This window comes from Shewanella bicestrii (assembly GCF_002216875.1).
GTDB lineage: Bacteria > Pseudomonadota > Gammaproteobacteria > Enterobacterales > Shewanellaceae > Shewanella > Shewanella seohaensis.
Map to the genome: position 1 here is coordinate 135,469 of NZ_CP022359.1, position 24,097 is coordinate 159,565.

At 50.8% G+C, this 24,097-nt stretch carries 40 protein-coding genes; 31 read left to right on the forward strand and 9 right to left on the reverse strand.

All coding sequences use genetic code 11. The features are described from left to right. Positions 1-17: 17 nt before the first annotated feature. Positions 18-380 carry a hypothetical protein gene (locus CF168_RS21735; protein WP_000683483.1) on the reverse strand — a complete coding sequence of 121 codons (363 nt, stop codon included), beginning with the start codon at positions 378-380 and terminating at the stop codon, positions 18-20. A 715-nt stretch (positions 381-1,095) separates the two neighbouring features. Here CF168_RS21735 and CF168_RS21740 point away from each other — a divergent pair. The 4 genes from CF168_RS21740 to CF168_RS21755 are packed head-to-tail and all read left to right on the forward strand — an operon-like array spanning position 1,096 to position 3,068. Then, a complete protein-coding gene (locus CF168_RS21740; protein WP_000356489.1) occupies positions 1,096-1,368 on the forward strand; it encodes a helix-turn-helix domain-containing protein in 273 nt (90 codons plus the stop codon). Further along, complete coding sequence (locus CF168_RS21745) at positions 1,368-1,901, forward strand: transglycosylase SLT domain-containing protein (protein WP_000790610.1); 534 nt, start codon at positions 1,368-1,370, stop codon at positions 1,899-1,901. The genes CF168_RS21740 and CF168_RS21745 overlap by 1 nt, the downstream gene beginning before the upstream one ends. 10 nt (positions 1,902-1,911) lie before the next feature. After that, positions 1,912-2,520 carry a hypothetical protein gene (locus CF168_RS21750; protein ID WP_000891157.1) on the forward strand — a complete coding sequence of 203 codons (609 nt, stop codon included), beginning with the start codon at positions 1,912-1,914 and terminating at the stop codon, positions 2,518-2,520. Further along, positions 2,517-3,068 carry a FlhC family transcriptional regulator gene (locus CF168_RS21755; protein ID WP_001020646.1) on the forward strand — a complete coding sequence of 184 codons (552 nt, stop codon included), beginning with the start codon at positions 2,517-2,519 and terminating at the stop codon, positions 3,066-3,068. The genes CF168_RS21750 and CF168_RS21755 overlap by 4 nt, the downstream gene beginning before the upstream one ends. A gap of 59 nt (positions 3,069-3,127) precedes the next feature. On the opposite strand, the gene CF168_RS21760 is transcribed toward CF168_RS21755, so the two are convergent. Genes CF168_RS21760 through CF168_RS21770 form a run of 3 tightly spaced genes read right to left on the reverse strand, consistent with a single transcriptional unit; the run spans position 3,128 to position 4,842 of the window. Beyond that, on the reverse strand, positions 3,128-3,547 hold the full coding sequence (locus tag CF168_RS21760) for an H-NS family nucleoid-associated regulatory protein (protein ID WP_000651490.1): 420 nt from the start codon (positions 3,545-3,547) through the stop codon (positions 3,128-3,130). A 1-nt stretch (position 3,548) separates the two neighbouring features. Then, on the reverse strand, positions 3,549-3,842 hold the full coding sequence (locus CF168_RS21765) for a hypothetical protein (RefSeq protein WP_000919078.1): 294 nt from the start codon (positions 3,840-3,842) through the stop codon (positions 3,549-3,551). A gap of 16 nt (positions 3,843-3,858) precedes the next feature. Further along, positions 3,859-4,842: a ParM/StbA family protein gene (locus tag CF168_RS21770; RefSeq protein ID WP_000077458.1), complete on the reverse strand. Its 984-nt coding sequence runs from the start codon at positions 4,840-4,842 to the stop codon at positions 3,859-3,861. Positions 4,843-5,340: 498 nt separating this feature from the next. Between CF168_RS21770 and mobI the strand changes: the two genes are divergently transcribed. From mobI to CF168_RS22440, 4 genes are all read left to right on the forward strand, one after another. Beyond that, positions 5,341-5,880, forward strand: coding sequence for a conjugative transfer protein MobI(A/C) (mobI, locus tag CF168_RS21775; RefSeq protein WP_001447712.1), 540 nt, complete (start codon positions 5,341-5,343; stop codon positions 5,878-5,880). A 4-nt stretch (positions 5,881-5,884) separates the two neighbouring features. Continuing rightward, positions 5,885-6,172, forward strand: a complete 288-nt coding sequence (locus CF168_RS21780) for a hypothetical protein (RefSeq protein ID WP_000127321.1) — start codon at positions 5,885-5,887, stop codon at positions 6,170-6,172. After that, positions 6,157-7,257, forward strand: a complete 1,101-nt coding sequence (locus tag CF168_RS21785; RefSeq protein WP_000350011.1) for a RepB family plasmid replication initiator protein — start codon at positions 6,157-6,159, stop codon at positions 7,255-7,257. The genes CF168_RS21780 and CF168_RS21785 overlap by 16 nt, the downstream gene beginning before the upstream one ends. A 785-nt stretch (positions 7,258-8,042) precedes the next feature. Further along, the gene (locus CF168_RS22440; RefSeq protein ID WP_014342194.1) at positions 8,043-8,207 is read left to right on the forward strand and encodes a hypothetical protein; all 165 of its coding nucleotides are present in this window, start codon (positions 8,043-8,045) and stop codon (positions 8,205-8,207) included. Between the two features lie 86 nt (positions 8,208-8,293). Here the strand turns inward: CF168_RS22440 and CF168_RS21800 are convergent, their stop codons facing one another. Further along, positions 8,294-8,728 carry a hypothetical protein gene (locus CF168_RS21800; RefSeq protein WP_000883925.1) on the reverse strand — a complete coding sequence of 145 codons (435 nt, stop codon included), beginning with the start codon at positions 8,726-8,728 and terminating at the stop codon, positions 8,294-8,296. A gap of 17 nt (positions 8,729-8,745) precedes the next feature. Further along, a complete protein-coding gene (locus CF168_RS21805) occupies positions 8,746-9,861 on the reverse strand; it encodes a phosphoadenosine phosphosulfate reductase family protein (RefSeq protein WP_000946102.1) in 1,116 nt (371 codons plus the stop codon). Between the two features lie 268 nt (positions 9,862-10,129). Between CF168_RS21805 and CF168_RS21810 the strand changes: the two genes are divergently transcribed. The 17 genes from CF168_RS21810 to CF168_RS21895 all read left to right on the forward strand — a co-directional run bounded on the left by CF168_RS21810 (position 10,130) and on the right by CF168_RS21895 (position 19,738). Beyond that, on the forward strand, positions 10,130-10,738 hold the full coding sequence (locus CF168_RS21810; RefSeq protein ID WP_000849071.1) for a hypothetical protein: 609 nt from the start codon (positions 10,130-10,132) through the stop codon (positions 10,736-10,738). Positions 10,739-10,742: 4 nt separating this feature from the next. Next, positions 10,743-11,264 (forward strand): hypothetical protein, encoded by a 522-nt coding sequence (locus CF168_RS21815; RefSeq protein WP_000393785.1) that lies wholly within the window; start codon positions 10,743-10,745, stop codon positions 11,262-11,264. A 2-nt stretch (positions 11,265-11,266) separates the two neighbouring features. Further along, positions 11,267-11,788: a hypothetical protein gene (locus CF168_RS21820; protein WP_000805800.1), complete on the forward strand. Its 522-nt coding sequence runs from the start codon at positions 11,267-11,269 to the stop codon at positions 11,786-11,788. 96 nt (positions 11,789-11,884) lie between these two features. Next, the gene (locus CF168_RS21825) at positions 11,885-12,358 is read left to right on the forward strand and encodes a hypothetical protein (protein WP_000057877.1); all 474 of its coding nucleotides are present in this window, start codon (positions 11,885-11,887) and stop codon (positions 12,356-12,358) included. A 10-nt stretch (positions 12,359-12,368) separates the two neighbouring features. Beyond that, the gene (locus tag CF168_RS21830) at positions 12,369-12,662 is read left to right on the forward strand and encodes a hypothetical protein (protein WP_001370730.1); all 294 of its coding nucleotides are present in this window, start codon (positions 12,369-12,371) and stop codon (positions 12,660-12,662) included. A 4-nt stretch (positions 12,663-12,666) separates the two neighbouring features. Further along, positions 12,667-13,521, forward strand: a complete 855-nt coding sequence (locus tag CF168_RS21835) for a hypothetical protein (protein ID WP_000539392.1) — start codon at positions 12,667-12,669, stop codon at positions 13,519-13,521. Beyond that, positions 13,521-14,480 carry a S49 family peptidase gene (locus tag CF168_RS21840; protein WP_000829616.1) on the forward strand — a complete coding sequence of 320 codons (960 nt, stop codon included), beginning with the start codon at positions 13,521-13,523 and terminating at the stop codon, positions 14,478-14,480. Before CF168_RS21835 ends, CF168_RS21840 begins: the two co-directional genes overlap by 1 nt. 15 nt (positions 14,481-14,495) lie before the next feature. Beyond that, positions 14,496-15,356 carry a DsbA family protein gene (locus tag CF168_RS21845; protein ID WP_000139698.1) on the forward strand — a complete coding sequence of 287 codons (861 nt, stop codon included), beginning with the start codon at positions 14,496-14,498 and terminating at the stop codon, positions 15,354-15,356. Positions 15,357-15,389: 33 nt separating this feature from the next. After that, positions 15,390-15,818 (forward strand): hypothetical protein, encoded by a 429-nt coding sequence (locus CF168_RS21850; RefSeq protein ID WP_000591074.1) that lies wholly within the window; start codon positions 15,390-15,392, stop codon positions 15,816-15,818. 56 nt (positions 15,819-15,874) lie between these two features. Continuing rightward, on the forward strand, positions 15,875-16,234 hold the full coding sequence (locus tag CF168_RS21855) for a hypothetical protein (RefSeq protein WP_000422768.1): 360 nt from the start codon (positions 15,875-15,877) through the stop codon (positions 16,232-16,234). Continuing rightward, on the forward strand, positions 16,234-16,680 hold the full coding sequence (locus tag CF168_RS21860) for a Fe3+-siderophore ABC transporter permease (protein ID WP_000919345.1): 447 nt from the start codon (positions 16,234-16,236) through the stop codon (positions 16,678-16,680). The genes CF168_RS21855 and CF168_RS21860 overlap by 1 nt, the downstream gene beginning before the upstream one ends. After that, positions 16,677-17,195: a nitrite reductase gene (locus CF168_RS21865; protein ID WP_000210756.1), complete on the forward strand. Its 519-nt coding sequence runs from the start codon at positions 16,677-16,679 to the stop codon at positions 17,193-17,195. Before CF168_RS21860 ends, CF168_RS21865 begins: the two co-directional genes overlap by 4 nt. Beyond that, a complete protein-coding gene (locus CF168_RS21870; RefSeq protein ID WP_000972663.1) occupies positions 17,195-17,425 on the forward strand; it encodes a hypothetical protein in 231 nt (76 codons plus the stop codon). The genes CF168_RS21865 and CF168_RS21870 overlap by 1 nt, the downstream gene beginning before the upstream one ends. Next, positions 17,412-18,269, forward strand: coding sequence for a hypothetical protein (locus tag CF168_RS21875; RefSeq protein WP_001167032.1), 858 nt, complete (start codon positions 17,412-17,414; stop codon positions 18,267-18,269). The genes CF168_RS21870 and CF168_RS21875 overlap by 14 nt, the downstream gene beginning before the upstream one ends. Before the next feature lie 230 nt (positions 18,270-18,499). Further along, a complete protein-coding gene (locus tag CF168_RS21885; protein WP_001236377.1) occupies positions 18,500-19,027 on the forward strand; it encodes a thermonuclease family protein in 528 nt (175 codons plus the stop codon). A gap of 57 nt (positions 19,028-19,084) precedes the next feature. Then, positions 19,085-19,357 (forward strand): HU family DNA-binding protein, encoded by a 273-nt coding sequence (locus CF168_RS21890; protein WP_001043047.1) that lies wholly within the window; start codon positions 19,085-19,087, stop codon positions 19,355-19,357. An 87-nt stretch (positions 19,358-19,444) separates the two neighbouring features. After that, positions 19,445-19,738: a chromosome segregation protein ParM gene (locus tag CF168_RS21895; protein ID WP_001239997.1), complete on the forward strand. Its 294-nt coding sequence runs from the start codon at positions 19,445-19,447 to the stop codon at positions 19,736-19,738. 26 nt (positions 19,739-19,764) lie between these two features. Here the strand turns inward: CF168_RS21895 and CF168_RS21900 are convergent, their stop codons facing one another. Together CF168_RS21900 and CF168_RS21905 are read right to left on the reverse strand one after the other, a co-directional pair. Continuing rightward, entirely contained in the window at positions 19,765-20,067 is a 303-nt protein-coding gene (locus tag CF168_RS21900; protein ID WP_000124640.1) for an XRE family transcriptional regulator, read from the reverse strand. 4 nt (positions 20,068-20,071) lie between these two features. Continuing rightward, complete coding sequence (locus CF168_RS21905; RefSeq protein ID WP_000270043.1) at positions 20,072-20,422, reverse strand: type II toxin-antitoxin system RelE/ParE family toxin; 351 nt, start codon at positions 20,420-20,422, stop codon at positions 20,072-20,074. 162 nt (positions 20,423-20,584) lie between these two features. Between CF168_RS21905 and CF168_RS21910 the strand changes: the two genes are divergently transcribed. From CF168_RS21910 to CF168_RS21930, 4 genes are all read left to right on the forward strand, one after another. After that, on the forward strand, positions 20,585-21,133 hold the full coding sequence (locus tag CF168_RS21910) for a transcriptional regulator (RefSeq protein WP_001061574.1): 549 nt from the start codon (positions 20,585-20,587) through the stop codon (positions 21,131-21,133). Positions 21,134-21,473: 340 nt separating this feature from the next. Continuing rightward, positions 21,474-21,668 (forward strand): hypothetical protein, encoded by a 195-nt coding sequence (locus CF168_RS21920; RefSeq protein ID WP_000343597.1) that lies wholly within the window; start codon positions 21,474-21,476, stop codon positions 21,666-21,668. Between the two features lie 10 nt (positions 21,669-21,678). Then, a complete protein-coding gene (locus CF168_RS21925) occupies positions 21,679-22,050 on the forward strand; it encodes a hypothetical protein (RefSeq protein WP_000516916.1) in 372 nt (123 codons plus the stop codon). Continuing rightward, entirely contained in the window at positions 22,043-22,513 is a 471-nt protein-coding gene (locus tag CF168_RS21930) for a hypothetical protein (RefSeq protein ID WP_001281821.1), read from the forward strand. Before CF168_RS21925 ends, CF168_RS21930 begins: the two co-directional genes overlap by 8 nt. A 14-nt stretch (positions 22,514-22,527) precedes the next feature. On the opposite strand, the gene CF168_RS21935 is transcribed toward CF168_RS21930, so the two are convergent. Continuing rightward, entirely contained in the window at positions 22,528-22,863 is a 336-nt protein-coding gene (locus CF168_RS21935) for a hypothetical protein (RefSeq protein WP_000683476.1), read from the reverse strand. A 96-nt stretch (positions 22,864-22,959) separates the two neighbouring features. On the opposite strand from CF168_RS21935, the gene CF168_RS21940 reads away from it, so the two are divergent. Further along, entirely contained in the window at positions 22,960-23,448 is a 489-nt protein-coding gene (locus CF168_RS21940; RefSeq protein WP_167373725.1) for a DUF1643 domain-containing protein, read from the forward strand. Positions 23,449-23,450: 2 nt separating this feature from the next. Next, a complete protein-coding gene (locus CF168_RS21945) occupies positions 23,451-23,948 on the forward strand; it encodes a hypothetical protein (protein WP_000062185.1) in 498 nt (165 codons plus the stop codon). The last annotated feature ends 149 nt before the right edge of the window (positions 23,949-24,097 follow it).

Here is a 24,097-nt window from a genome sequence, read left to right on the forward strand (position 1 = left end):
GGGGCCAGCAGGCCCCCTTATTCGTCTCCAGCTCCAATATGGAAGCGCTGGTCAAAATCATAGGAATCTTGAAACCCACCAGTTTGTTTTTTTCTGCGCCGGGTAGGTGGTGCCTCTTTATATGCTGACCGCGCAACGCGGATAAAGCACGTTAGTCCAAACAGAGCCCCGACAACCAAAGCAACTTGCCACTGGAAGTAAGCGATCCCTCCCCAAAAGATAACAGCAGCCCAAAGGCTTTTGTGAACCAGAAATAGGAAACGAGCACCCCAAACGCCGAAGGGAGCCAGCGCCACACCAAGTCCCCAAGGTGTGTCAGCCATCATGGCTATTCCCAGAAGCACCATTCCCAGCAGAAGAATATTGACCACATGTTTCATATCAACCCCCTTACTCTTTACCTCCAGTTTACCACGGCATCAAAAAATGCAACTGTGAAAGTTTGACTATTTTTTGCTAAACAACCATTCCATTGGCAACTTCTTCGATTAGAATTTGCCCTCAAACTTTCACATGTGAAAGTTTGCCCTTACGGAACAAGGCGTTTATTGACAAAGCATTACATAGTTGAACATGTCAAACAAATCGCATACACTATGGAATAGGCCATTGCTAACGCTTTGGTCCCCATCTGCAACACCGCAGAGTTCTCTTTCTCAAATATCTCTTTCTGTAAACACCATCATCCTTGTGTGGTCGGGATGCGCCTTTGCCTTCCCTGCCCTCCTCAGCTCCTGCTGTATTCGCAATTTCAGCCCTCGCTGTATCCCTAAAATCACTTATACCTAAACGCTATTTAATATCACAAAATACCGCACTCCCCGTGCGCTATTTCCGCCATTCTTTTGGCGCACTTTCCATTACTATCGCAAAAATATCCGTATCCCATTGATTACTAAAAGTATTGTAACTTTGTTCCGTCGGTACAAAGTTAAGTGTATGTTTTTAAAGGTTTTTTATTGTTGACAGCATCATTATTTGGGCTTGTAAAGGCGCAAAATGTGTCAGTTTGTGACAATAGAAGAACTCTAAAAGCGTTCATCGAATAACGCACTTTTTGTATGGCTAACAACGCAGTTTAAAGGGTGGCAAACAATGGATAAATGCCAATTGATAGACATCCCAAGCGACCCAGAGAAGAAACGTGAGTGGATCAAGTACAAACTCAAGATCCAGGGGCTTTCTCTGGCCGCATTGGGCAGAAAACACAAAACATCTCGGCAGGTGGTGTCTACGGCACTCTATAAGCCCAGTCCACGCTGGGAACATGAGATAGCTACAGCTTTGGGTGTGAAGCCGTCTGAGATTTGGCCGGAGCGGTACGACGAAGAACACGAAATACCCCTCAGACATAAGGAGGCAAGCTGATGAAGAACAAAGCCAAGGCGCTAGTTCTGTCTGCGGCTCTCCTTTCATCAACAGCGAATGCTATTGACCTGAGCGGAACCATCTTCGACAAAGCAGCGAAAGCATATAACCTCGACCCTCTTCTAGTGTATTCGGTCGCATTGGCCGAATCTGCATCAGGGAGAGGTAATGGCTCTATAAGTCCTTGGCCTTGGACGCTTCGCGTTCCTGGGCTTCCTTTCTATGCTAAGTCGGAAGATCAGGCAAAGGCTAAGCTCGCTGAGTTTCAGCAGCAGTACGGTCGTGCCATTGATGTCGGGTTTATGCAAGTGAGCATCCGGTGGAATGGTCATAGAGTTTCTTCTCCAGCAGATCTTCTCGACCCAGAGACCAACGTCATGGTTGGGGCAGAGGTGCTATCAGAAGCCATTCAGTCATCTCCAAATGACTTGGAGCTTGGCGTTGGCCGCTATCACGCCTGGGAAGACGAAATCCGAGCCAGAAACTATGGTAGCCGAGTCTTGGCTATCTATCGCAACCTTCGTGATTTGTGAGGGGGGCGGAATGTTGGAACTGGATATTATTGGTGCGTGGGATGCAAGAGCCGTCAACCTCGATCAAGAAGAAGCTGATAGAAACGTCTACGAGTTCGATCTGACATTGTGGAACCTGCTATCCACTCTGGCAAAAGAACGTCCAGATGATGCGGCCTCACAATTTTCTTTGGGCATGGACACCGTTCAAAAGCTGTCACTGGCAACACCTTCCCAATTGGAAGCTCTGGCCTCTGGCGTGTTGATCTCTTTCAAACTCGAAACAGCAGAGCAGAACATCATCACGCGACTCTCTGGCGACTACGACCCTGTAGTTTTTATCAACCATAGTGTTGATGAATTTGATGCTGCCTACTGGTTGCTATTTAACCGCGTCGCATCGAGAGACCCGGAGATGGCAAAGGAAGTTTTCGGGGTTTCGAGAGAGCTTGCGGAGCTGGTGGCTAAGGCAACAGACAGCCAGTTGCGCCACATGTCTGGAACAACGGTTACGCATTTTACGCTTCGTTTTGCTCCGAGCATCATTGAAGAAATTCTCGATGACAGCCGGGAAGAGTTAACACACCCGGTATTGAAAAAACTGCAACAGTCTCTACAGGGACGTGGGAGGTGGAGATGAACATTGGCAACTCTGGTACATTGGGTCGCTGGGTTACAGCTCGACACATGGCCCTTGCTGGGTACATCACAAAAATCATCATGATCGAGACTGGTCTGACCTACAAACAGGTCAGACGGCTTTACCAGGATCTGGAGAGGGACGGATATACTCTGGAACGAAAATCCAGAACTTTCCGGGGTGGTGCGACACTGATTCATAGTCACACATCCAAGATACAGGCCTCTCTTCTAATGCAGCTCTACTTCAACATTGGTGGAGAAGCCGTGTTGCGGTCTGTGAACATCAAAGCCTTGAACAAGGCATTTAGAATGTATCACGCAATCCGCAAAGAAGTGCCCGGAATGAAAGGTGCTCGGTGGGCTCCGTTTGATATTACTGATGCCTGGTGTCTTGCTTCGGAGCTGAGAAGTGGGGACGCAATGCTGGAGGTGTGCGACAACTGCAAGTGTACGTACTTCACCTCTGTTAATCAAAGAACCTGCGTTGAATGTCCGTTCTGCAAAGAACAAGGAAGGCATGGTGGTGGGGAGAAAGAGTGTGCTTGAGTAGACTATGACATTTCGGACCAGAAGATGAGCGCCCAAACTTTGCGGCGCTCATTTTTTTACTTCTTCTGTGGGATACGGTAGCGCTCCAGCTCGACAGCTCCCAACCCCTTGAAAGCATCCGGGCGACGTCCTTGCCCACTCCACGAAACTCCGTCTTTTGAATATTTAGCATTATCAGGTTCTGATCTGCTCGTGAACATTTCGTTGAGCAAGCCGATGTCCACACCGCAGGATTCCATGTCGCTCATTATTCGCTCAGCCTGAGCTCGCTTTTCTTTTTCTTCTTCTTCTCGCTTTTTGTACTCTTCCTCCAGTTCATTGAGAACGCCCTTCATTCTGTCAATGATCTCCCGAACTTCATCTAACGGGAGTCCTCGCAACAGGGTGCGAATGCGGCTTTTACGCTTTAACTCTGCGATTATTAACTCTCTACGTTCAGCCGCTGATAGCGTAGAGAACTCCTCGTGGTCTTTCATGTCATACGGAGCCCATCAGTTTTCCTTTAAGTGAATCACGTTGAGAGTTCAGTTTTGCGTCAGTCTGCACTGGCGAATTTTGATGCTGTGCAGGTTGACTCTCTGAACTCTGTTGCTCAAAAGACCCAATGTTGCCAGAAAATCGAAGAGAATAAAGACCCAATAGAGCAAGGGCGCGGAGCCGATCACTACGCGCCTTATGCTGCATCTGGGACAGTTCACGATAGAGCTCCGGAAAGGCTTGCTCCGATATGTTCAGATTAGATATTTTTCCATCCCATTTGCTACCAGCCACAACGACCTCCTATCTATCAGCCGCAGAACCAGAAGCCCCTGGCATTGGATGCCACGGATTCGTTGGGCAGTACGATCCTGCTCTTAGGGAAAAGCTCCTTGGCCGCATCTTGGTAAGCCTCGGCACCGCCGCCAGCCAGCAGAACTACGTCAGCATCCATCCCGTCCTCACGCATTGACTTCCGCATAGGGATCAAGGCGTTTTGAGCGACTTTGGTTGAGGCTTTCTTGAAGTAGTCTTTGATCGATACCTTTTCACCGTAGAGGAAGATTTCGGCCTTACCGGCACGAATAGCTTTCTCGATCTTTTCGATGCCAGGGGCACCGCCGTGGTCTTCCTGAATTAGCCGGTCCGTTTCCTGTAGCAACACCGACATCGCCTTGAGGCTGGTGCCAGATGAGTGATAGCGGACCTCTCCCTCTTCAAGAGCTACCCAGTCTACAGAAAAGAACCCAGGGTCAATTACAACGGTTTTTCCTCCCTGGATAATCTCCAGGAGGTCTTCATCTTTGGTTGAACTTACAACATCCATGTAAGCACCGGCAGGTTGAGGTACAACCACGACAGACTTAACCGCTACCGATCGTTTTGGCGTGATCTGGTGTTCACCCTCAAGCCGAGATTTCAACGCCTCTCTGCGCTCTACGTCCATGTACTGACTAACAGGCAGGCCAGTCACCAGCACATCGATCTCCTTCTGCTCGGACATCAGGAGTGCAGCGTAGAAAAGAGCCTTGTATGGATTGGTCGAAGGATAGTCGCCGTGAAGCTCACGCTCCCATCCTTGCAATCGGTCAGGCTCGACGCCTGCAACCCATTTCTCTCCATCAATCACAACCTGAATGCAGGTCCCTGCACCGCCAGTTAACTGTTGTGGCATCAGTTCCAATGGACCTGCCCCCACCGGCATGACGACTGTGCGAGCTTCCTCACCTTTATACCCCATTGCCATTTTCAGGTTGGAGTAACCAATATCCAAACCCAGAACAAATTGACTCATGAAATCCTCCAAAGATTGCTTTTAGATTGCTTTTCGATTGCTTGCCGCGTGTTGGATAGAGAATAAGGCTAAAAGCGGGGACAGATGGCCTGTGTAATTGCCCAAAAGGGGCATATAGGTTGCTTTTCGGTGGCTTTTTGATCGTTGAGTAAGGGAACCTATGGGAACGCTGCACGGATAGGCTCAGATAAACAGACCTTACCCTCGCATCGAGAACCGCTTGCCCTCCAGCATCGAGAGACGGTGGTAAAGAGGCATTTGGAATCTTTGATGCCATATCCAATATATCTGGAATCTTTAAATATAGATTCATATGTAAAGAGGCTGTGAAAGAATAAGAGCATCAAGATTCCAGATAGATAGAGGGAAATTTGACAAATTCCAAAGATGGGTTAGCCTAGTGACAGAACTAGATTCCAGTATTGGAATAATCAGCTTTAAATTCCAGATAGATAGTTATGTGGATAGGAATTGGATAGGAATTGGGAGGGTATTGAGGTGAGTCTACCAACAGAGCGATGGCTAGATCTGCTAGATCCGAAGCTCGAAGAAGAACGATCCGAGATAACAGAGGATCTGCTAGAGGCAGAGGGACGAGAGTTTGTTGCAGAGGTACGGAGCAAACTGGATCACGCCTTAGCGGTTCTTGCTGTCGAGGCGCAGCAGGAAGCGGACATGTACTGGAACGCGCACAAATCAGCGCGTGAAGAAGCGTCAGAGGACGAACAAGGGCGTGTCGGTACACGGGTTCGCATTCTAGGCGTATCACTCGTTGCAGAGTGGTATCGCAACAGATTTGTCGAACAAGTTCCCGGACAAAAGAAAAGGGTTCTATCGACACATATCAAGAAGGGTCGCGGTCATGCCTACAGCATGTCGCACTTCAAGAAAGAGCCTGTCTGGGCACAAGAGTTGATCCAGCAAGTTGAAACCAGGTATGCCGTGTTAAGACAACGCGCCACTGCCTTAGCAAAAATTCGCCGGGCGCTAAACGAGTACGAGCGCCAGCTAAACAAGACACATAGCGACGAGGTGTGACAACATGACAGCATCTGTAGCGGCCACTGAATTGGCGAAACTGGGGAAATGTGAAGCGATGATCAAGAAAGTCGCCAGCCATCCTCGCCCTGCCCTGTCAAAGCGCCCACAATCGCCACAGGGGACAGATAGCACCCTTCGGGGTGAGTTCGCTCATTTCCGATATGAAGCGGCAGCCCTGCGTTTTATGAGCGGCACTGCGGGGGCTAAGCGTCGCATCTACCAGCTAGTGTTTTCAGCGACGGTAGCAGCGGGAGCATTGACAATGCTGGCGGCATGGACCACCAGCTAGAAAGTATCGACGGAACAATCATGAGCAAGAGAACCAAAGACAAAGACCTGGAGAAACTCGACGTAATCAAAGACTCACCGCAAATGAGCCTGTTTGAGATCATTGAATCTCCGGCCAAGAAAGACGACTACTCCAACACCATCGAGATCTACGATGCGCTGCCGAAGTACATTTGGGACCAAAAGCGTGAGCATGAAGATTTATCCAACGCTGTAGTGACACGACAATGCACCATCAGAGGCCAGCATTTCACGGTGAAGGTGAAGCCAGCCATCATCGAGAAGGATGACGGAAGAACCGTGCTGATCTACGCGGGACAGCGAGAGGAAATCCTTGAGGATGCTCTACGCAAGCTCGCAGTGAACGGGAAAGGCCATATCATCGAGGGCAAGGCTGGAGTCATGTTCACTCTGTACGAACTCCAGAAAGAGCTCTCGAAGATGGGTCACGGGTACAACCTGAACGAAATCAAGGAAGCAATCCAGGTTTGTCGTGGCGCAACACTCGAATGTATCAGTGATGACGGTGAAGCCTTCATCAGCTCCAGCTTCTTCCCGATGGTGGGACTGACCACCAGAGGTGAGTTTCGCAAGAAAGGCGGGAACGCCAGGTGCTATGTGCAGTTCAACCCGCTGGTAAACGAATCGATCATGAATCTGTCGTTTCGTCAGTACAACTACAAAATCGGAATGCAAATCCGCTCCCCTCTTGCACGGTACATCTACAAGCGAATGAGCCACTACTGGACTCAAGCATCACCAGATTCGCCGTACACGCCATCGCTTATCAGCTTCCTGACCCAGAGCCCTCGTGAATTGAGCCCACGGATGCCGGAGAACGTCAGAGCCATGAAGCTCGCTCTGGAGGCCCTCATCAAACAAGAGGTCATAAGCGACTACGACGCGAACCAGATCAAGGATGGCCGCAGAGTCATCGACGTGCGGTACGTCATAAGGCCTCATGAGAACTTCGTGAAGCAGGTGATGGCGTCCAACAAGCGTAAGCAGCAGACAGAGCTACGGGCCATCAAGCACGGCATGATCGACCACGACATCATTGATGAACCCCAACGTAAGGGGAGATAGCCACCAGAATCTCCCACCCCCCAGGGAAAAGAAAGATAGGCGCGTCAGCGCCTTTTTTTATGCCAGAAGAAAGCGCACAAGGTACGCCCACCAGGCAGGACCGGAAACGGAATGCCTCCGCATATGGGGGAGCTGCACGGATAGAGCGAACGTGACCCCAGATGCAGCGTGGGCTGGGGCTCTATATATGGGATCGCTGCACGGTAGTCGCAAGCTGAGTCTCAGTATCGTGCAAGCGTAAGCCACGACGAAGGATAAGTGCCATGCTGCTCCAGTGGTTCCCGTAGAGTGGTTCCCGTAAGGTATTGATAGTTAAAGGGTGAGGATGTGGGGGACCTGCACGTTATGAGATTTGATATGTGGGTACGTTGCACGAAAGCAGGTCCTGAACCTCTCGATATATGGGAACTCTGCACGATTGACGAAGCAGAACAAAGATTGACAGATCAGGACAAACCTAAAAAAGCAGTCAAAATGACTCTAATAGTCCATAAAGTGATCACGCGCACACAAAAAGAGGCCAAAAGTTATCCACATTTCCTGTGCATAAACGGGGTTTTGGTATATGGGAACGCTGCACGATCATATGTGGGTACGCTGCACGGTGCAAAAAACGACCAAAATTGACATGTGGGTACGTTGCACGTTCAGAAAATTGTATATGGGGCGACTGCACGTATGACCTTAGACATGTGGGAATACTGCACGAACACCAGATCTGATATGTGGGAACGCTGCACGAAAGCTCTGTTTTGTAAGGATTTTGTGGAAAAAAGAGGGGTTCCGTGTGGATAACAGTGGATAAGATCCAAGGGTATGTGGGGACGTTGCACGGCAACCTATGGGAACGCTGCACGGCAACCTATGGGTTTGTTGCACGGAATAAATATGAAAACACCAGTAATATCAATGTGTTGAGTGGTGATTTAGAACGCCTAACCTGTCTTTAACCGTTTTTAATCCTTTATACAAAGATCTAAAGATCTTTATATTTATCCTTTTGATCACTGAACAAAAAATAATCAACACTGTTTTTTTAGAAAAAAGTCTCGTATGCAAGGCCGAACAGGACGAGTATCACCAACAAGATAAGCATCGACAGCACAAAGTAACCAGACTCGTACATCACAGCTTTGATCACAGAAACGACGCTGATCGATCTTCCAGAGATCCTCCCGATGATCCACTGAAACGCAACGAACGAACCAAGCCCACAGATCAGAACCACCGCTACGGAGACAAGTGCATGTTCCCTCAGGACAGACTCACTCAGGAAACCATACTGCATCCCCATCAATACAAGCCTGCCAATGCCAAAACCCAGGCCCAATGCAACAGCTCCACGAACCAGCACGACCTTCAACGACTGGAGCCATGTCAGCTCAAGATCCATCCCCTTACGGGAAGACCGACGCACCAGCACCGTAGATATGCCCAACCCCAAAAACACCAAAAAAACAAAATCCAACATTGCCACCTCTGCACAAATCAATCAGAACCACAGGCCTCTCGGCCAAATGCGCCACCAGGGAGAACCCACTTCTGCCCCTCCGGCACAAAAATCGGGAGCGTGTAATCTTCTCTGGATACCTGCTCCAATGCCTCAACATCACTAATCTGTATCGGCGCAACAGCAGAACCTAAATCTATTACGTCGATTTTTTTTCTTGATACCGTCACACCAAAGGTTTGTTCATACTGAGCAATTTTCCCAGCTCGTTCAGGCCAGTAGTGACGGATCGTGGACCAGATACGCTGTGAGTTGTAGATGCAGGTCATACACGACGACCGGCTCCAGCCAAGGCGATAAGGGACTGGGGCCAGGATGCGGTGACGCTCGATTACTTCCCATACCTCCTCCTCAGTCCAATGAAGAACGGGCCTCCAGGCATCAACTAACCGTGCAGTCTTCCCATATCTTCTGTCACAGGCATGAGCCTCAAGCTGGTTGTACTTGGATCTGTTTGCACTTTCCTCCCGGCGCTCACCAGTGATGAAAAGGATCTTCTTCCCCTTGAAGCGCTCCTGGTTATTAAGAGCTCTGCGGCCAACATCGATCTTCAAGGCTGATGAGCACCACCTTGTTTGGAGTGATGGCGATTGCTGAGGGAAACGAAGGCGCGTACCAGGCTTAGAGCGCTTATGGTCTCTAGGCAGCACCAGAAGCCCCTCAGGCGTCTCTACACGATGGGGGTGGCTATAGGCATTGTCTTTGAGCATTTCGCCCTCAAAGCCGCCCTCAAGCCACGAGAAGTACATTGGGATACCCAGTTCTTCCCCGAGCTGACGACAGTAATCACGCATGAAGGCCCAATCCATCAACGAACTGCCTTCCTGACCATCAACATCATGGTGCCAGAACTCCACCTTTGACTTATCAACACCCATGTCCACCAGCCGCAAGTACGCAGCAATCGAGTCTTTGCCTCCAGACAGGCAAACAATGATGTGATCGTACAAACTCAGGTCCACATCCGGAGCGGAGAAGTACGTTGTTCTATCGTCACAACGCTGACTGGAAGATATGCCGGTAAGAACCGACTCCAGTGATGGCAACACCACCTGGTCATCGAACAAATCTCCTTGGTTTTCTCGTCTCAACATAAGTCGCTCTTTTTTCTTTACTGGGTTGTTTTTATGATTTACAGTATTATAAAATGATACTGTGAAAAGTAAAGTTTTCAGAACGACTAATCACTCAGGAGAACTTGATAAGCACCAGAAAGCAATCTAAAGGTGGTTTTTCGGTGAGGTTAGTTCAGGGGCAACCTGCCGCTGCTGATTGGAAATCATCAAGAAGTGGCTTTTTGGTGGGGTTACGGTTTGAAGGGGTGAGTATGTGGGAACGTTGCACGGTTAAAGGGGGCCGCACATGAAAACGATAAAGCGGTTCATCGTATGGGTGAATTACGGTCTTGAGGGTTGGAGCATTTTCGGATCGAGCGATGACTGGGATGAAGCGGTATCCATCCGTTCGGAAGCGATAGACGAATGCAATATTGACGAGGAAGACATCATCTTGGCAGAAAACAAAAACGAGCTGGTGGTAAAACCTGCGGCCAAGCAAATGACGGAGTGGCACCGGGAACTGGAAGCCGTCCTTATGACCTTGGATGACTGCCAGATGGAATGTGACGGTATGACATGGGCAGTAAGCCACCTACTCAATGAAGCGGGTGTACCTCATGACTGCATGTATGGCTTTGTGCGAAACGAACAGACCAAGGACATCGTGACACCGCATTTCTGGGTTGTCCTGGATGATGGGTGGCTGGTGGATCTGAGGCTACGCATGTGGCTGGGCGATCACGACAACATTCCTCACGGGGTATTCCATCCCGATAACGAGCCAGGACTTTTCTACAAGGGAGACCCGGTTCAAAACCATAAAGGGATGAGACTGGGCAAAGCCGTCCTGGACATCATGACCGACGGAAAACTTTCACATGTGAAAGTTCCTGAACGACAAGACGGAGAGTAATAGCGTGGAATTTGATTACGACAAGTCAGTATCAAACGCACATCTTGAGGCCGCAGGCTGGGGTATGGATGCCTTTAACCACTCCAACCCATTTGAGAGTCATGTCATCTATGTGCGTGACTACCGCAACGATCACATCCGCCTGTTCACCATCAAGCAGGCTGACTTCGACACGATAAAGCTGCCGCTTCACCTTACCTCCGACATGCTGGCTTCGGTGATCGCTGAGTTCGTATCGAAGGCAGCAAAAGGGAAGTTGAATACGAAGGAGTCCGACACGCTGGCTCCTGCCTTGGTTGGCTATGCCAAATCAACAGAAACCTACCGGAGCTGGCGGAGAGTTTCTGGAGCAACAGAGCGATTGCATATGGTCATCAATATCTATGCGGGTTCTGAATTGCTGAGACCTTTCATCGCTCGGGCTCCTGAGACCGTCCTGACGACCCAAGAGCTACTGGTCTTCTCATCACAGGTTAAGAGCATGGATGTATCCAATCATCCAGAGTGGTTTAGGGGCCGGAGGTAGTCATGAAGCCAGTTCTCTGGATATTCGTCCTGATCATCGCCCCTTTCGTCATTGCGAAAGTGGACCAATGGCGCAAACGCGGCATTGGAGACACCTGGGCGTGGTGGAAATCAGAGAACATGCCTTATGAGCTGCGCTCGGCCACTCTGTTTTTGTCCGAACAGGACATATCAACCACACAGCCGGTGCCCATGCACGGCAGGGTTGATCAGGTGTACCAAACCAAGAATGGGGTTCTCATTCCCTTGGACACCAAGCTGCGCCAGGTAAACCACATCTATGAGTCGGACATTATCCAGCTCTCGGTTTACCGGGTAATTCTGTCACACAAGTACAAGGCACCCGTTGCCAAGTACGGCTATGTCCGAACCGTTGTTGAGACAGCGGACGGGGATAGAGTCCGTTACATCAAGACAAACCTTCTCAGCGAAAAAGAAGTGGTCAAGCTGTGGCACCGCTATCAATCCATCCGTTCTGGTCAGGTAAAAACCTCCTGTTCCTGTGGCGGAAAGTTTCACATGTGAAAGTTCTGGATTGAATCAGGGTTGCCCGAATTGGGCAGCTAGGCGGGGTTGCATTTTTGAAAAGTCCTGTACGCTGGTTGGTATAGGAGGTGAATAGTGGCCCAGCTTAAACATAACCGCTTCGTCATGTTGGGGTCCTTGGTAGCGACGGTCGTAGCTGCCGCCAATGGCTTGAGTTTTCTCACCCTTATGGCTGGTGGAATGACCCTTCTCCAGTTCATGGCTTGGAAGCAACAAGATGCTGTCCGGAGCCGGTTTAAAGCTGCGAAGGATGCGTTTGAAGCGTTGAACGTCATTGCGTTCGACAAGCACTGGGTAGGTTCAACCGCGACGGTCGCCAAAGTGTCGAACATGATCACTCCGCCCGAACGACTGGATAAGCCCTGGGCGGTGCAAGTTCTGGCCGTGACCAAAGGTGGGACGTGGTTCGCGGTGGATCTGCAAGTGACCGGCACTGACAAGGTTCAGATGCTTAGCCTCCACCAGCTTAGTGAAAAGGCGGCAAAGACCATGCTGGCCTTCGACCTCGAAGTGTATGAGAAATTTTTCGGAAAACCTGATGTTGCATGAGGACAATGTGATGGAAAAAGTCAAAAGCGTAGATGCCGTGGAGTTCACGGCAGCAGATAAGAAGGCGATGACCCATGCGGCATACGCCCAGTGTTTCTTCATTCTGGCCCAAGTGATGGCATTCCCTTCCCTGGGGGTGGCTGGCGCTATGGTTGCTGCTCTGTGCGGCATGATGCCGTGGTTGACCAAGTTCGCCAAAGAGGCTCCATCGAAAGCCTTTGGCATGGTGATGGCTTCACTCTGCCTTGCTCCTGTGTACGGGAAACTCTGTGAGCTGGTGGTCCACGCGATTCAGGGAGCTTGAGCTTATGGGGGTAGTACGAGTTCCCTACCTCTTGGCTGAGCTGAAAGAACGCGGATGTGCTGATGAATCTGCTCTGGCGCAGGTTATGCAGCCTGGATGCCGAATTGGAGAGGAAGACCTGCGGAAGTTGGCCGCAAATTTAGGGCTTGAAGTGTCCGAGCTGGCACCAGCGCCAGAGAACGCGGCCAACACCCGGTTCAAAGCAAAGCTGAGAGGAGGTTTGGCCTCCTTTCTTTTTGAGTACGACGGCTGTTTCCGACATGCAGAAGGCTCCAGCCATGCAGAAATGTTGGGTATCGAGCAAGAAGACGACATAGGTCTTCCGAGTCGAGCTGCTGACGCCATGCTCCTGGAGAAGACGCTTTACCAGGTAATCGCTCGGGCTAAGTACATGCTCGGCAAAATCGACAGCAAGTTTGTCAGGTCAGAACAAGCAATCGAGTTCCGTGAGCAACTTGCTCCTGGGATCTTCAAACCAGGTTACAGAGGTTTCCGATTCAAGGAGGCTGCCGCTGGTGATTTGCCTACTGTCATGATTGACGGTCGGAAGTTCAACTGCGTTGCCAGCATAGCCAGAGCACATGGACTTGATCCGGTAACGGTGCGTAGGCGCATTGCGGACACCGGGAAGGCCGCAGACAAACTCTCCAATGATGAGTGGAAGCTCATCCTCGCCAAGAAAAAAGGTAAAGGGAAACCCTTCACCTATCTGGACAGGACCTACAGCAACATTGCTCAGTTCTGTCGTGAGCATCAGCTCAACACCAACCTTGTTTACCAGAAAGTCAAAGACCGGGCTGATAGCGCTGATGAAGAGTTCTGGGGACTGATAATCGAAACATGCAAAAGGAAAAACTAATGGCAGAAAACAAAGAGATCCCCTGGGAGAAAGAACTCATTGAGAAGTACATGTTCACCCTGCATAAAGAGCAGGTGAAAGACCGGCGCTGGCGGACCATGTTGCGTGTGCTTCGCGCATCTGGTTTCGTGCTTCTCATGATCGGCTTCATCATTTTGGCATCTAATCCGGGTGGGATGCCGTGGCAAAGCGCCAAGGCAGGAGCCCCTCACACCGCGTATATCAACATCCGTGGTGAAATTGCTGCTGGCACTCTGGCCGATGCTGATCACCTTATCCCGTCCATCCAAGCTGCATTCGACAACCCGAACTCACAAGCTATCGTGCTTCGCATAAACAGCCCTGGCGGTAGCCCGGTTCAAGCAGGACGGATTTATGACGAAGTGAAGGCGCAGCGAGCCCTTCATCCGGAGAAAAAGGTCTACGCCATCATTGATGACATCGGTGCCTCTGGCGGTTACTACATCGCCTCTGCTGCGGATGAAATCTATGCTGACCGCGCCAGCCTTGTCGGTTCTATCGGCGTCATCAGCTCGGGGTTTGGATTCACCGGCTTGATGGACAAGCTCGGCATCGAGCGCCGGGCTATCACTTCCGGAGAGCACAAAGCGCTTCTCGACCCATTCTCCCCTCTTACCTCTGACATGAAGAAATTCTGGGAGGGCGTTCTATCGAAAACCCACCAGCAGTTCATCGAACGAGTGAAGGCTGGGCGGGGTGATCGACTGAAAGACGACCCAGAGGTGTTTTCTGGATTGCTCTGGAACGGGGAGCAGGCCAAAGACATTGGGCTGATTGATGGCCTGGGTAGTTTGAACTCCGTGGCGCGAGACGTCATCCACCAGAGCAACTTGGTGGACTACACACCAACCGAAGACATCATCCGGCGACTGACCCAACGAGCGAAGCTCGAAGCCAGTTCCTTCGTGCAAGAACTCAGCGCTGTGAAAGTTTACTGATAGGAGCAGTTTGATATGACAGAACAAAGTACCAAATCACTACGTCTCGGGGTTGTTGCCGCCATTCTTTTGGGGCTCGTAGGAACCGGGTTCGGGATCTACCAGTTCGTGAAAGAGAAGGATCTGGCGCAAGAGATCGCCAACGTGAAGTCTACGGTCAACCAGGTGAAGGATGCCGAAGGCGTCACCTTCAAAAGCAAGGCAGAGTTTGAAGCTGCTGTGGCCGAAAGCATCAACAAGTTTGTCGCGCAGAAACAACAAGCCGACATCGATCAGAAGTATGCCCAGTTCGAGGCAGCACCTGAGAAGGTCGAAGAAGGCAAACACATCTACGGGGACCTTGGTGCTCGGTTCACGCTGGTGGAGTTCTCCGATATGGAGTGCCCATTCTGCAAGCGATTCCACGACACACCCAAACAAATTGTGGATGCCAGCAAAGGCAATGTGAATTGGCAGTGGAAGCACATGCCTCTCGATTTCCATAACCCGGCAGCTCACAAGGAAGCTCTGGCCGCTGAATGTATTGCTGAGCAGAAGGGCAACCGTGGCTTCTGGGTCTTCGTTAACGACATTTTCCACCATACCCAGGGGAATGGTGGCGGTGTTGCTGACCTGGCCTCTGTTGTCACTGGTGTTGGTGCTGATCTGGATGCGTTCCGGGAGTGCCTCGGCTCAGGAAAGTACGAAGACAAGGTTGAAGCTGACATCCAGAAAGCCAAGAGCTATGGCGTCAACGGGACACCAGCCACTTTTGTAGTGGACAACCATACCGGCAAGAGCCAGCTTCTCGGCGGCGCTCAACCGGCGCAAGCCATCATGGCCGTGATGCGAAAAATGATGATTGAGTCGCAACAAGACGACTCCGCGAACCAATAAAAACTTTCACATGTGAAAGTGGAGTGAGAACTGATGATCAAGATTACAACTAAATTGGGATGCCTTCTGGCGGGGCTGCTTGTCCTGTCGGCTTGCTCAAGCGTCCCTCAGCCAAACAACGAATACGCGAAGGCCTTGGATGATACCAAACAGGTATGCGCTGCCTGTGCCCTGGTTGGTAATGACCTGCTGGTTGCCCTCAACAAGTCATGCGACACCCCAATGACCCCCGAGACTCTTACAAGCGTCATGAACAGTAACCCGATGTTTGCCGCCATGATGGCAATTAACTCCATAGGTGGAACCGACTTCTATCAGGTTTACCGTGATGCGGCCATAGACACCCTGCGGTGCAATGAAATGGACAGTTGGCCTGATCGGACCAAGGTGCGTTTCCAGCAGCCCGACATGCAAAAGGCGCTGGCCTTGAGGGTTTCTGCCAGACAGCAGAAGGCAAATTAACTTTCACATGTGAAAGTCAGGCTCTCCGGGGCCTGATTTCACTATGAGGTGAATCTATGGAGTTACAAGAAGCAAAAGAGGCTCTCGATAGCCTTCATCCACACAAGGCCTCAGCGCCTTTGAGGCTTGTCATCCACCAGCCAGGTGGGATTGGTGGAACCCCTACAGTGGGGGTGAAAGCTATTCACGCAGGCTTTGACTGGGACAGCAACACCATCCTGATCTATCCGGAAGAGCAGCTCACCCGGTTGACGCCGGATGAGGTCGCCGCCATCACGAAGTCAGTATCGAAAGGACAGTCCTGGCATTCATATCAGCAGTTCAAGAAGTATCGGGAGCAGTTGGCCGAAGCCACGGAAGAAATTAATAGGCTCAGGGCTGAGCTGGGCAGGTATCAGAATAACGGGAGGGGGTAATGCTAAAACGCGGAATTATCAATCTCGCTGCTAGTTACATCATTGTTGATGCCCTACTCCGGAATGCAGCAATTTGGATCTTTGGCTTGTCCTTCTCCGTTGGTGGCACTTACGTCACTGGCGAGGCCAGTACATGGGTCGTTTACCTAGCCACTTCTGGTGCCATGACACTCTGTTCTGTCGTAACAGCCTACCTGCTCGTGACCTATCACCGCTGGGGGCTGATGACGGCCAGGGTCTGGTTGCTATTGAGTGCCTGCCTAAACGGCTATGCCGTCTATTTGAGTAGCCACAACATCCAGTTGGTGGTGGCACTGCTTTCCAGCCTGTTTATTGCTTTGTGGATGCTCAAGACCCTTGAGCAACCAGCAGTGAAGGGGACGTACAAGGTAATCGCTGATCTTCACCGTCAGCTATGGGGAATGTTGAAGGGGCAAACACAATGACGACGAATACTCAAAACGCGAACGCCAACCAGGTTCGGTCTTTACGCGACATGCTTGTCCCCGCCCTGTTGTTCTATGTGGTGATGACGGCCATGTTTGTGGGTCTTGACGCATTCATGGATAAACCCACCAGCATGAACCTGCCATTTATGCCGTTCCTTGTCTCGATGGTGAGTTTTACCAGTGACGCACGTCGAGCGTGGGACTGGCGAAACGGGACCAAGGTTGTAGCTGTATTGACTGCGGTAGCCATGCTGTTGGCATTCATCTATCAGCTCGCGGTCGGAGAGATGAATCTCTTAGGGGTTGGTATATACCCGGCCACAGCCATCCTTCTGTTGGCAATCTCCTGGGTGATTCGCGCTATCGGAAAGACAGCACCTTTCCAGTTCCTGGGGAGACACCTGGCGCGGTTTGGTGCATCGAAGTGGGTCCAGCGTACCGCCGCAGTCATTGTGCTCGCGGGAGGCCTTGCCATCACTATCTATGCCTACTGGCTTAACCACGGGAGCTGATGATGATCATTGCAACGAAGAACGGCTTTCTGGTGGCCGCAGAACTAATCAGGGAAGAGGCCGGGTACTGGCTACTACAGCCTCGTGACCAAAAGACGCCGGTCAGGGTGAATAAGCAGGATAACAATAAACGCGCTTTCACGCATATGGGAGACGCCCTTCGCTGGGCCGGTGATCCTGAGCTTGCAAAGCAATTCGATGCCGAGGGGGAAGAACATGCAAATTCGTGACTACATGACAAAGTTGTTTGACGCATTTGGTGATGTGGAGGAAGTCACCCGAGAAATGCTTCTGGAGCAGGCGGAGCTCATTCATACGATCAGCGATAAGTGTCAGAGCACAGGCCTGTTTCTGGATAGTCAGGTTCGTTTCAACCAGTTCGTTCAAGAGATTGAGGCTGACGACAAGGTAGAGGATCGGTTGCTTCATGCTTGGTGCTGGGTAATGGACCGAATAGTGAAGGCTCCAACATCCTTTCACATGGATGGGGCTGTGATTTTGACAATGCCTCTGGTCGCCAGATACCTGCCACCGGTTGAACAGGAGCCGGAAACCATCGTGGTGAATCTCGATGAGGACTACAAGGCTCCTGTAGGCAACCAAACGCTCTGCGAGCTCGTTATGGAACGGAGGCATTGGCCGCAAGGTGCAACCTGTGCGACCCAAGAAGCGGACGGGGGAGTCCTCTACTGGGACGCCCCGGTTGATGTGGTAGAGGAAGGCAGAAAGGTCGCCGGTAAGCACGGCATGATGGCCGAGATCGGATTGAAACATCAGGTTGATGCCTGGTATGCAGATATGGACGAAACACGGCTCGCAACCGATTGGAACACCGCCGTCATTACGCCTCACTGCTTGCTGCTTTCCTATCTGGATGTGCTTCAAAAGAACAAAGTTCCCTTTGATGAAGGTGTGCAGCTCGCTGCCGAATGGGTGAAGCAACTTGGCGGGGAATTTCGTGAAGACACTGAGGAAGCGCCGGAAGCTGAGGCTTCAGTGCTTTCCCTGGGGAGAGCCACGGCTCATTGCTTTAAACCCTATCCGGACACAAAAAATTTCTATTACGAGGCCTAAGCCTCACCCAAACAGGAGGATCAACATGCGATACCAGGTATTTAAAACGAAGGAAGGGGGCCAGCCGGTGTTTACGGCACCGTGGTACTGGTTGGCCTCTGCCATTGCTCACTGGTCATCTCTTAACTGGGATGCCTGTCGAATCGTAGACAGCAAGGTGGATGAAACAAGGCTCTGTTGGGCCAAGGCTCTACCGGCTGGGAAAAAAAAGTAATTTGGATGGAGTGATTATGAGGTTAGGTTTTGTGAAAAATACGGGGGTTTCAGCGTTCCTGGTAGCCATGCTGGTGGTGGCCCCTCAGGTATGGGCAGAAACCTTTACTGCGAAGGTTGTGGGGGTGTCTGACGGTGATACGGTCAAGGTCCTGACTGAACAAAGCTGTGACTCCGGGAAAGATTGCCGGAGCGGCAAAATCCAGTACCGGGTAAGGCTGGCGGAAATCGACACCCCAGAGAAGAAACAACCCTACGGCTCAAAGGCGAAACAGGCGTTGTCCGATCTGGTGTTTGGTCGAATGATTAAAGTCGAGCAAATCGACAAAGACCGTTATGGCCGTCTGGTCGCCAACCTTTATGTCGATGGCAAATGGGTCAATGCCGAAATGGTCCGTTCTGGGAGTGCGTGGGTGTACCGGCAGTACGCCAAAACACCGGAGCTGTTCAAGCTGGAGGCCGAAGCCAAAGCCGATAAGCGAGGTCTCTGGGCATTACCGGAATCGGAGAGAACTCCCCCTTGGGAGTGGCGAAGAAAGCACTAACCACACCCCAGAGTATGCAGGTGTAAACAGTAACCAAGAAAACAAACAGGAATAACGATGAACAAAAGTGAACTGATTATGAAAGTGGCCGAAGACGCTGACATTAGCAAAGCAAAGGCCGAAGCTGCGGTAAATGCGCTGATCAACTCAGTGACAGAGGAGCTTAAAGCGGGTGGGACAGTAGCGCTCACTGGGTTTGGTACTTTCCACGTTAAGGAACGCGCAGCGCGAACCGGGCGGAATCCCCAGACTGGAGAGAACATCCAGATCGCGGCGGCCAACATTCCTGGGTTCAAAGCTGGTAAGGGGTTGAAAGACTCCGTGAACTAGATCTTAATCATGTGACACATGAATAAGGTTTACATAAGGCTCCTTCGTGGGAGCCTTATTCATATCAGACATGAATAAGGGGAAGGGATGAGATTGTCGTCAACTCAAAAAGACGTTTTGTTCATTCTATACGCAATTGAGGCCGGTGGAAAAGCCGAGCCTGTACCAGGTGTAAAAATACTGGAGATGATCAATTCAGCTCGCCAGAGCGGTATTCATGGAACGAACTTCCGAACGTCATGCCACACGCTGGTGGAGAACGGCCTGTTGAACAAGTACCGGAATGCTTCTCTAAAGCTGGCCTTTAGGCTGACCGACGATGGCAGGGAACGTGCAGGAGAGATATACCGAAAACGGCTGGAAGAAGAGCAAGAGAAGTAATACGCCCCATAACGGGGCGTATCGAGTTAAACGGCAAAGCCGTAGTGGGTGCCGTCCGGAAGTTCAACATCGAGGCGTAGCTTGCCACCGGAGGCCTCAACGTACCGCTTAATGGACGACAGCTTGAGATCTCGTCCAGGTTTTTCCATCTCGGAGACTGTCGGCTGTCTCACACCCAGAGATGCAGCAATTTCCCCCTGGGTAAGGTTCATGCGATCACGAAGCTCTGCCAAGTGGATGTTCAGTAACATCTCAGTGGCCGCTTTCTGTGCTTTGGCAACAACCTCAGGCTTTTCTGTTGCCAGCATTTGGTCAAGAGTTCTTGCCATAACGTCACTCCTTCTTCAATTTATCCAAGTGCGCCGCAAACTCACGGTCTGCAATTGGGATCATTACTTCATAAAACCTTTTCTCGTCCCCGGTCTTGTTACCGGCGCAGAGAAGAATCCCCTTACGCTTTGGATCGAACGCAAAGAACGCTCTGATAGGATCTCCTTTGCTTTGGACCCGAAGCTCTTTCATGTTGCTGTAGGATGAACCGTTAACAGTATCCGCGTATGGCCTCGACAGCATGGGGCCTCTATCTCGCAGCACCATCATCGAAGCCAGCACGTTTGCTCTATCGGTATCATCCAGAGCATCGAACCACTCATCAAAGGTGTCGGTTGTCTCGATGACCCACATGATTTCTCCTTACTTAATATAGGTGCAATCCTATATAGATTCAAACCTATAATCAAGAAAAATCGGCGGCGATGGGGGCCGAAATGTCAGTAAGTAGTCATGTGACTAAAATAGGGGGTAGAATAAGCCTCGATATAGTCATGTGACTAAAAGGTGTCCTGAATGAACAACCTACCCCTACTGCTCGATGCAAGAGAAGCCATTGACTACTACCACCAGCATCCAGGCATGACTGATGCAGAAAAGGCCTATGTGGTCGCGTTCCTAAGCGGAGAGGGGCGTTCAAACAGTCAGATCAGAGAGGATCTGGGTATTGAGAAGGTCTATACGGTTACACACCTGAAACGCGCCGGTACGCTATCGGAGGAAGAGCTAACACTCTGGCTCAGAAATCCACGCAAGATCACCCTGGGGCATGTGAGGGCCGTGGCTAAGTTACCTTTCAGCAAGAGAGAAAAGCTCCTGAGGGATCTCCTGCATACCAGGACACCGGTTCATAAATTTGAGGCGATAGCGAAGGGCAAAGAAGTGGACAGGGATGCAGACATTAAGCGCCTGGAGACCCTGATGAGCGATGCTACGGGTAGGCCTATCAAAGTTCGCTATAACCCCGCGAAGCGCTCCGGGGAACTGACGCTGGGATTCTTCACGCTCGATGACCTGGATGACGTGTGCAAGGCTTTGGGGTTTGATCCAAGCGAGCAGATGTAAACCAGAAAACTTTCACATGTGAAAGTCTTGCAAGGTGTCTTTTTATTGTTTACAGTATCATAAAATGAATCTGTAAAGGTGCGCGATGAATGTGCTTCCAACGAAAAGCTGGCCTTGGGCGTTATAACTCAACCAGACCTGAGTGGCTGGCGGCGTACCGAAACGCAAGATGTATGAGAAGCTCAGGTAAAGAACCTGATGCTTCTCTTTCCGGGATAGCTTGGAAGGCGCAACTCATTGTTGCCCATGAAAGAGGCAGAATTGACAGCCTGGCTGTCCCTTTGGATGCCAGATTGATAGCAAAGAACCTCATCGACGAGATCCTTGCTGAGGAGAACTGATGGACGAAAAAATTACCTACGAAGAAATGCTTGAACAACTCGACCAGAAAGGCATCCGCGTCACCAACGGGGCGAGACGGCTTTATGTCGCGTTGAACAACGGAGTCAAAGCTGAGGTGCTGGGTAACTGCGGTCCCGCCACAATCAGCTTGGTTGACGGGATGATTGTTGTGGAAGAGCAGACTCTCCACTAAGGGCAGCAGCATGGGCAAAAAAGTACACATCATTTGTGGAAAGTGCGGCAGTGACGAGATGAACTTTGTCATCAATGAACACTGTCCAGACGATCCCCAGAATGTTGCCAGTATGTCCTGCTCAAATTGTTGCGAACTGACAGGCATAGCCGAGTGGTCGGAATTTAATGGACGTGAGCTGAAAGGTGAAGCCGTCGCCCTATCAACACCGGCAAACGTGAATGCTCTTCTAGGATTGCTTCGCCAGGCGATGGACAGCGTTGAGTATCGCCTCTATGGCGGGGACATGTCATTGAGCGGTAATGATGCTGCCGAACTCATAGACCTCCAGGAGCGAGCTGAGAAGGTCTTGTCTGTTCTTCGGAGTGATCAGCATGAGTGATTTATACGAACCGCTTGAGTTTGTGTTCTGCGGCTTTAGGAAAGGGGACGCTGGGCTATTTATCTCGGTAGCCACTTTGCGCGATGGTGTTTTAGGCCGTGAGATGTATTTCTCAAAGGGAAAAAGCAAAAGGCGCTGGGTTGTCGGTGGCATTTACTCAGGGGCCTCGTTTTCGGACAACGGAGCAAAAGGTCTGGATGATGCTCATTACGTTAAAGCATGGGAAGTGCAAGGCGACAAGATAGAGTGGCAAGCAAAAAGCGAGCAAGCCGAAGCCTTGGCGCGAAGCGAGAAACTTGAAGCCGACGATAGGAAGCGCAATGAACTCGAAGAGCTGATGCTACCCATCAGGAAGCAATATGGGGCATTAACAAAGCGACGTGATAGGGCAGGGGCCGCAGCTCTTGAAGAAGCTGTCCTGAGAGCGCTGAGAGCGCCCATCAGGAAGGCTGAGGAGAAATAACCGTGGAGCCAGTCTTAGCTAAAGCATTCGCCGGTTTTAAAGTCGTAGCTGTAAGTGCCCATCAGATTGGCTTTTCGGCTTTTCTTGCCATTGGTGTTTGCTGGCGCTTTAGGGGTCGCAAGTACGCCATAGAACAGGATACCAACAAGTGCCGCTTGCCACGCGAAAACAGCAACCAGAATCCAAAAAGCAGCAGCCAGAACCGGCAGTTTGTGCAGAAGGTTGAGCACCGACTTGGCCCAAATCACTGCCGGGATAGCCAGCACTGCGTAACCCCAGTTGGTGGCCTCAAGCATAGCCAGGCCAAGAATAACAACAGCCATCAGCGCGATATTCAGTACATGTTTCATGGTCATCTCTCCTTTTCAACTTACACTTTTATCCTATCACAGCATTAAAAAATGCAACTGTGAAAGGGCATTTTTCATTCAAAAAGAGGTGACACTTTGAGTGCAATTATCAGCAAGTGCGGCATGTACAGATACCGTCTGGAAAGGGATGTGCAACCCGAAGGCCTTGTGTTCGGTTATTTTGGTGTAAACGGCTCTACGGCCACGGCCACCGAGGACGATCACACGGTCAGAAAGTGGATAGGGTTTACCAAGGTCAACGGAGGGAGGCGATTCATAGTCGGTAATGCTTTTGCTTTTCGGGCGACCGACGTTCGAGAGCTGGCTACGGCGGTTGATCCTGTCGGGCCTGAAAATGAAATCCACTTGGAAAGGATTATTCGGGATGCTGATGTCTTGGTGCCCTGCTGGGGGAGCCGAACTAAGCTGTCTAAGTCTTTGCATGTTCATTTGGACAGGCTTTTAGAGCAGCTCGTTGCATCTGGGAAGCCGGTATTGGCATTTGGCGTGACTGGTTCGGGGGACCCGAAGCACCCACTAATGCTTGGATATTCGACAAAACTTGTGCCCTGGGGAGGAAAATAATTATGTCGATGCTTGAAGCACGTTACTTCGTGGCAAAGATAAGCGATGCACAGGCCGTGCTCTGCGATGAGGAGCTGGCGACACTGGAAAGGCTGATCCGGAAGGTTGATGATGGCCGCAGAGCAAATGGCAAGAGCTCGCTTACTTGCGTTGTTGTCGAAGAAGATTGGCCGAACTGGCAGCAAACGGTTGACTCTGTACTTTCACTTGCTGACGGGAAAGACAACGATTGGACCAATGCCACACCAGAACAAATCAAGGCCTTTTGGGTCGATGACTCAGTTTGGAAAACTCTGGATGGCCGGGATAAATGGATTGAAGATCTCGACCTGCTGGTGGACGGTTCCCCGGTGGCTTCTGAGTGGGAACCTTTTGGCTTGGAATCAGGGCAGTCTGTCGTCATACGAGGCGGATGGATAGAAGGGAATGCCTTGAGTGATGATGGCGTACCGCTAGTGCAGGCATTCGTCGCTTGGAAACAGGGCCAAGACAACCACTAAAGGAAAATTACTTCGGAAGGGCGGCTATGGCCGCTTTCTTTTTAATATTTACAGCATCACATAATGATACTATGATGTTGTTAATTTACTTGGGGAGGCGCTTATGCTCACTGCTAAATGTATAGGGTGCGGATGCACCGATGATCACG

Excerpts from the sequence above, each read along its gene's own strand:
- CF168_RS21735 (WP_000683483.1), bottom strand. The coding sequence starts at position 380 with ATGAAACATGTGGTCAATATTCTTCTGCTGGGAATGGTGCTTCTGGGA.
- CF168_RS21740 (WP_000356489.1), top strand. The coding sequence starts at position 1,096 with ATGGATAAATGCCAATTGATAGACATCCCAAGCGACCCAGAGAAGAAA.
- CF168_RS21745 (WP_000790610.1), top strand. The coding sequence starts at position 1,368 with ATGAAGAACAAAGCCAAGGCGCTAGTTCTGTCTGCGGCTCTCCTTTCA.
- CF168_RS21750 (WP_000891157.1), top strand. The coding sequence starts at position 1,912 with ATGTTGGAACTGGATATTATTGGTGCGTGGGATGCAAGAGCCGTCAAC.
- CF168_RS21755 (WP_001020646.1), top strand. The coding sequence starts at position 2,517 with ATGAACATTGGCAACTCTGGTACATTGGGTCGCTGGGTTACAGCTCGA.
- CF168_RS21760 (WP_000651490.1), bottom strand. The coding sequence starts at position 3,547 with ATGAAAGACCACGAGGAGTTCTCTACGCTATCAGCGGCTGAACGTAGA.
- CF168_RS21770 (WP_000077458.1), bottom strand. The coding sequence starts at position 4,842 with ATGAGTCAATTTGTTCTGGGTTTGGATATTGGTTACTCCAACCTGAAA.
- CF168_RS21780 (WP_000127321.1), top strand. The coding sequence starts at position 5,885 with ATGACAGCATCTGTAGCGGCCACTGAATTGGCGAAACTGGGGAAATGT.
- CF168_RS21785 (WP_000350011.1), top strand. The coding sequence starts at position 6,157 with ATGGACCACCAGCTAGAAAGTATCGACGGAACAATCATGAGCAAGAGA.
- CF168_RS21800 (WP_000883925.1), bottom strand. The coding sequence starts at position 8,728 with ATGTTGGATTTTGTTTTTTTGGTGTTTTTGGGGTTGGGCATATCTACG.
- CF168_RS21805 (WP_000946102.1), bottom strand. The coding sequence starts at position 9,861 with ATGTTGAGACGAGAAAACCAAGGAGATTTGTTCGATGACCAGGTGGTG.
- CF168_RS21810 (WP_000849071.1), top strand. The coding sequence starts at position 10,130 with ATGAAAACGATAAAGCGGTTCATCGTATGGGTGAATTACGGTCTTGAG.
- CF168_RS21820 (WP_000805800.1), top strand. The coding sequence starts at position 11,267 with ATGAAGCCAGTTCTCTGGATATTCGTCCTGATCATCGCCCCTTTCGTC.
- CF168_RS21830 (WP_001370730.1), top strand. The coding sequence starts at position 12,369 with ATGGAAAAAGTCAAAAGCGTAGATGCCGTGGAGTTCACGGCAGCAGAT.
- CF168_RS21835 (WP_000539392.1), top strand. The coding sequence starts at position 12,667 with ATGGGGGTAGTACGAGTTCCCTACCTCTTGGCTGAGCTGAAAGAACGC.
- CF168_RS21840 (WP_000829616.1), top strand. The coding sequence starts at position 13,521 with ATGGCAGAAAACAAAGAGATCCCCTGGGAGAAAGAACTCATTGAGAAG.
- CF168_RS21845 (WP_000139698.1), top strand. The coding sequence starts at position 14,496 with ATGACAGAACAAAGTACCAAATCACTACGTCTCGGGGTTGTTGCCGCC.
- CF168_RS21850 (WP_000591074.1), top strand. The coding sequence starts at position 15,390 with ATGATCAAGATTACAACTAAATTGGGATGCCTTCTGGCGGGGCTGCTT.
- CF168_RS21855 (WP_000422768.1), top strand. The coding sequence starts at position 15,875 with ATGGAGTTACAAGAAGCAAAAGAGGCTCTCGATAGCCTTCATCCACAC.
- CF168_RS21860 (WP_000919345.1), top strand. The coding sequence starts at position 16,234 with ATGCTAAAACGCGGAATTATCAATCTCGCTGCTAGTTACATCATTGTT.
- CF168_RS21865 (WP_000210756.1), top strand. The coding sequence starts at position 16,677 with ATGACGACGAATACTCAAAACGCGAACGCCAACCAGGTTCGGTCTTTA.
- CF168_RS21870 (WP_000972663.1), top strand. The coding sequence starts at position 17,195 with ATGATGATCATTGCAACGAAGAACGGCTTTCTGGTGGCCGCAGAACTA.
- CF168_RS21875 (WP_001167032.1), top strand. The coding sequence starts at position 17,412 with ATGCAAATTCGTGACTACATGACAAAGTTGTTTGACGCATTTGGTGAT.
- CF168_RS21885 (WP_001236377.1), top strand. The coding sequence starts at position 18,500 with ATGAGGTTAGGTTTTGTGAAAAATACGGGGGTTTCAGCGTTCCTGGTA.
- CF168_RS21890 (WP_001043047.1), top strand. The coding sequence starts at position 19,085 with ATGAACAAAAGTGAACTGATTATGAAAGTGGCCGAAGACGCTGACATT.
- CF168_RS21895 (WP_001239997.1), top strand. The coding sequence starts at position 19,445 with ATGAGATTGTCGTCAACTCAAAAAGACGTTTTGTTCATTCTATACGCA.
- CF168_RS21900 (WP_000124640.1), bottom strand. The coding sequence starts at position 20,067 with ATGGCAAGAACTCTTGACCAAATGCTGGCAACAGAAAAGCCTGAGGTT.
- CF168_RS21905 (WP_000270043.1), bottom strand. The coding sequence starts at position 20,422 with ATGTGGGTCATCGAGACAACCGACACCTTTGATGAGTGGTTCGATGCT.
- CF168_RS21910 (WP_001061574.1), top strand. The coding sequence starts at position 20,585 with ATGAACAACCTACCCCTACTGCTCGATGCAAGAGAAGCCATTGACTAC.
- CF168_RS21920 (WP_000343597.1), top strand. The coding sequence starts at position 21,474 with ATGGACGAAAAAATTACCTACGAAGAAATGCTTGAACAACTCGACCAG.
- CF168_RS21925 (WP_000516916.1), top strand. The coding sequence starts at position 21,679 with ATGGGCAAAAAAGTACACATCATTTGTGGAAAGTGCGGCAGTGACGAG.
- CF168_RS21930 (WP_001281821.1), top strand. The coding sequence starts at position 22,043 with ATGAGTGATTTATACGAACCGCTTGAGTTTGTGTTCTGCGGCTTTAGG.
- CF168_RS21935 (WP_000683476.1), bottom strand. The coding sequence starts at position 22,863 with ATGAAACATGTACTGAATATCGCGCTGATGGCTGTTGTTATTCTTGGC.
- CF168_RS21945 (WP_000062185.1), top strand. The coding sequence starts at position 23,451 with ATGTCGATGCTTGAAGCACGTTACTTCGTGGCAAAGATAAGCGATGCA.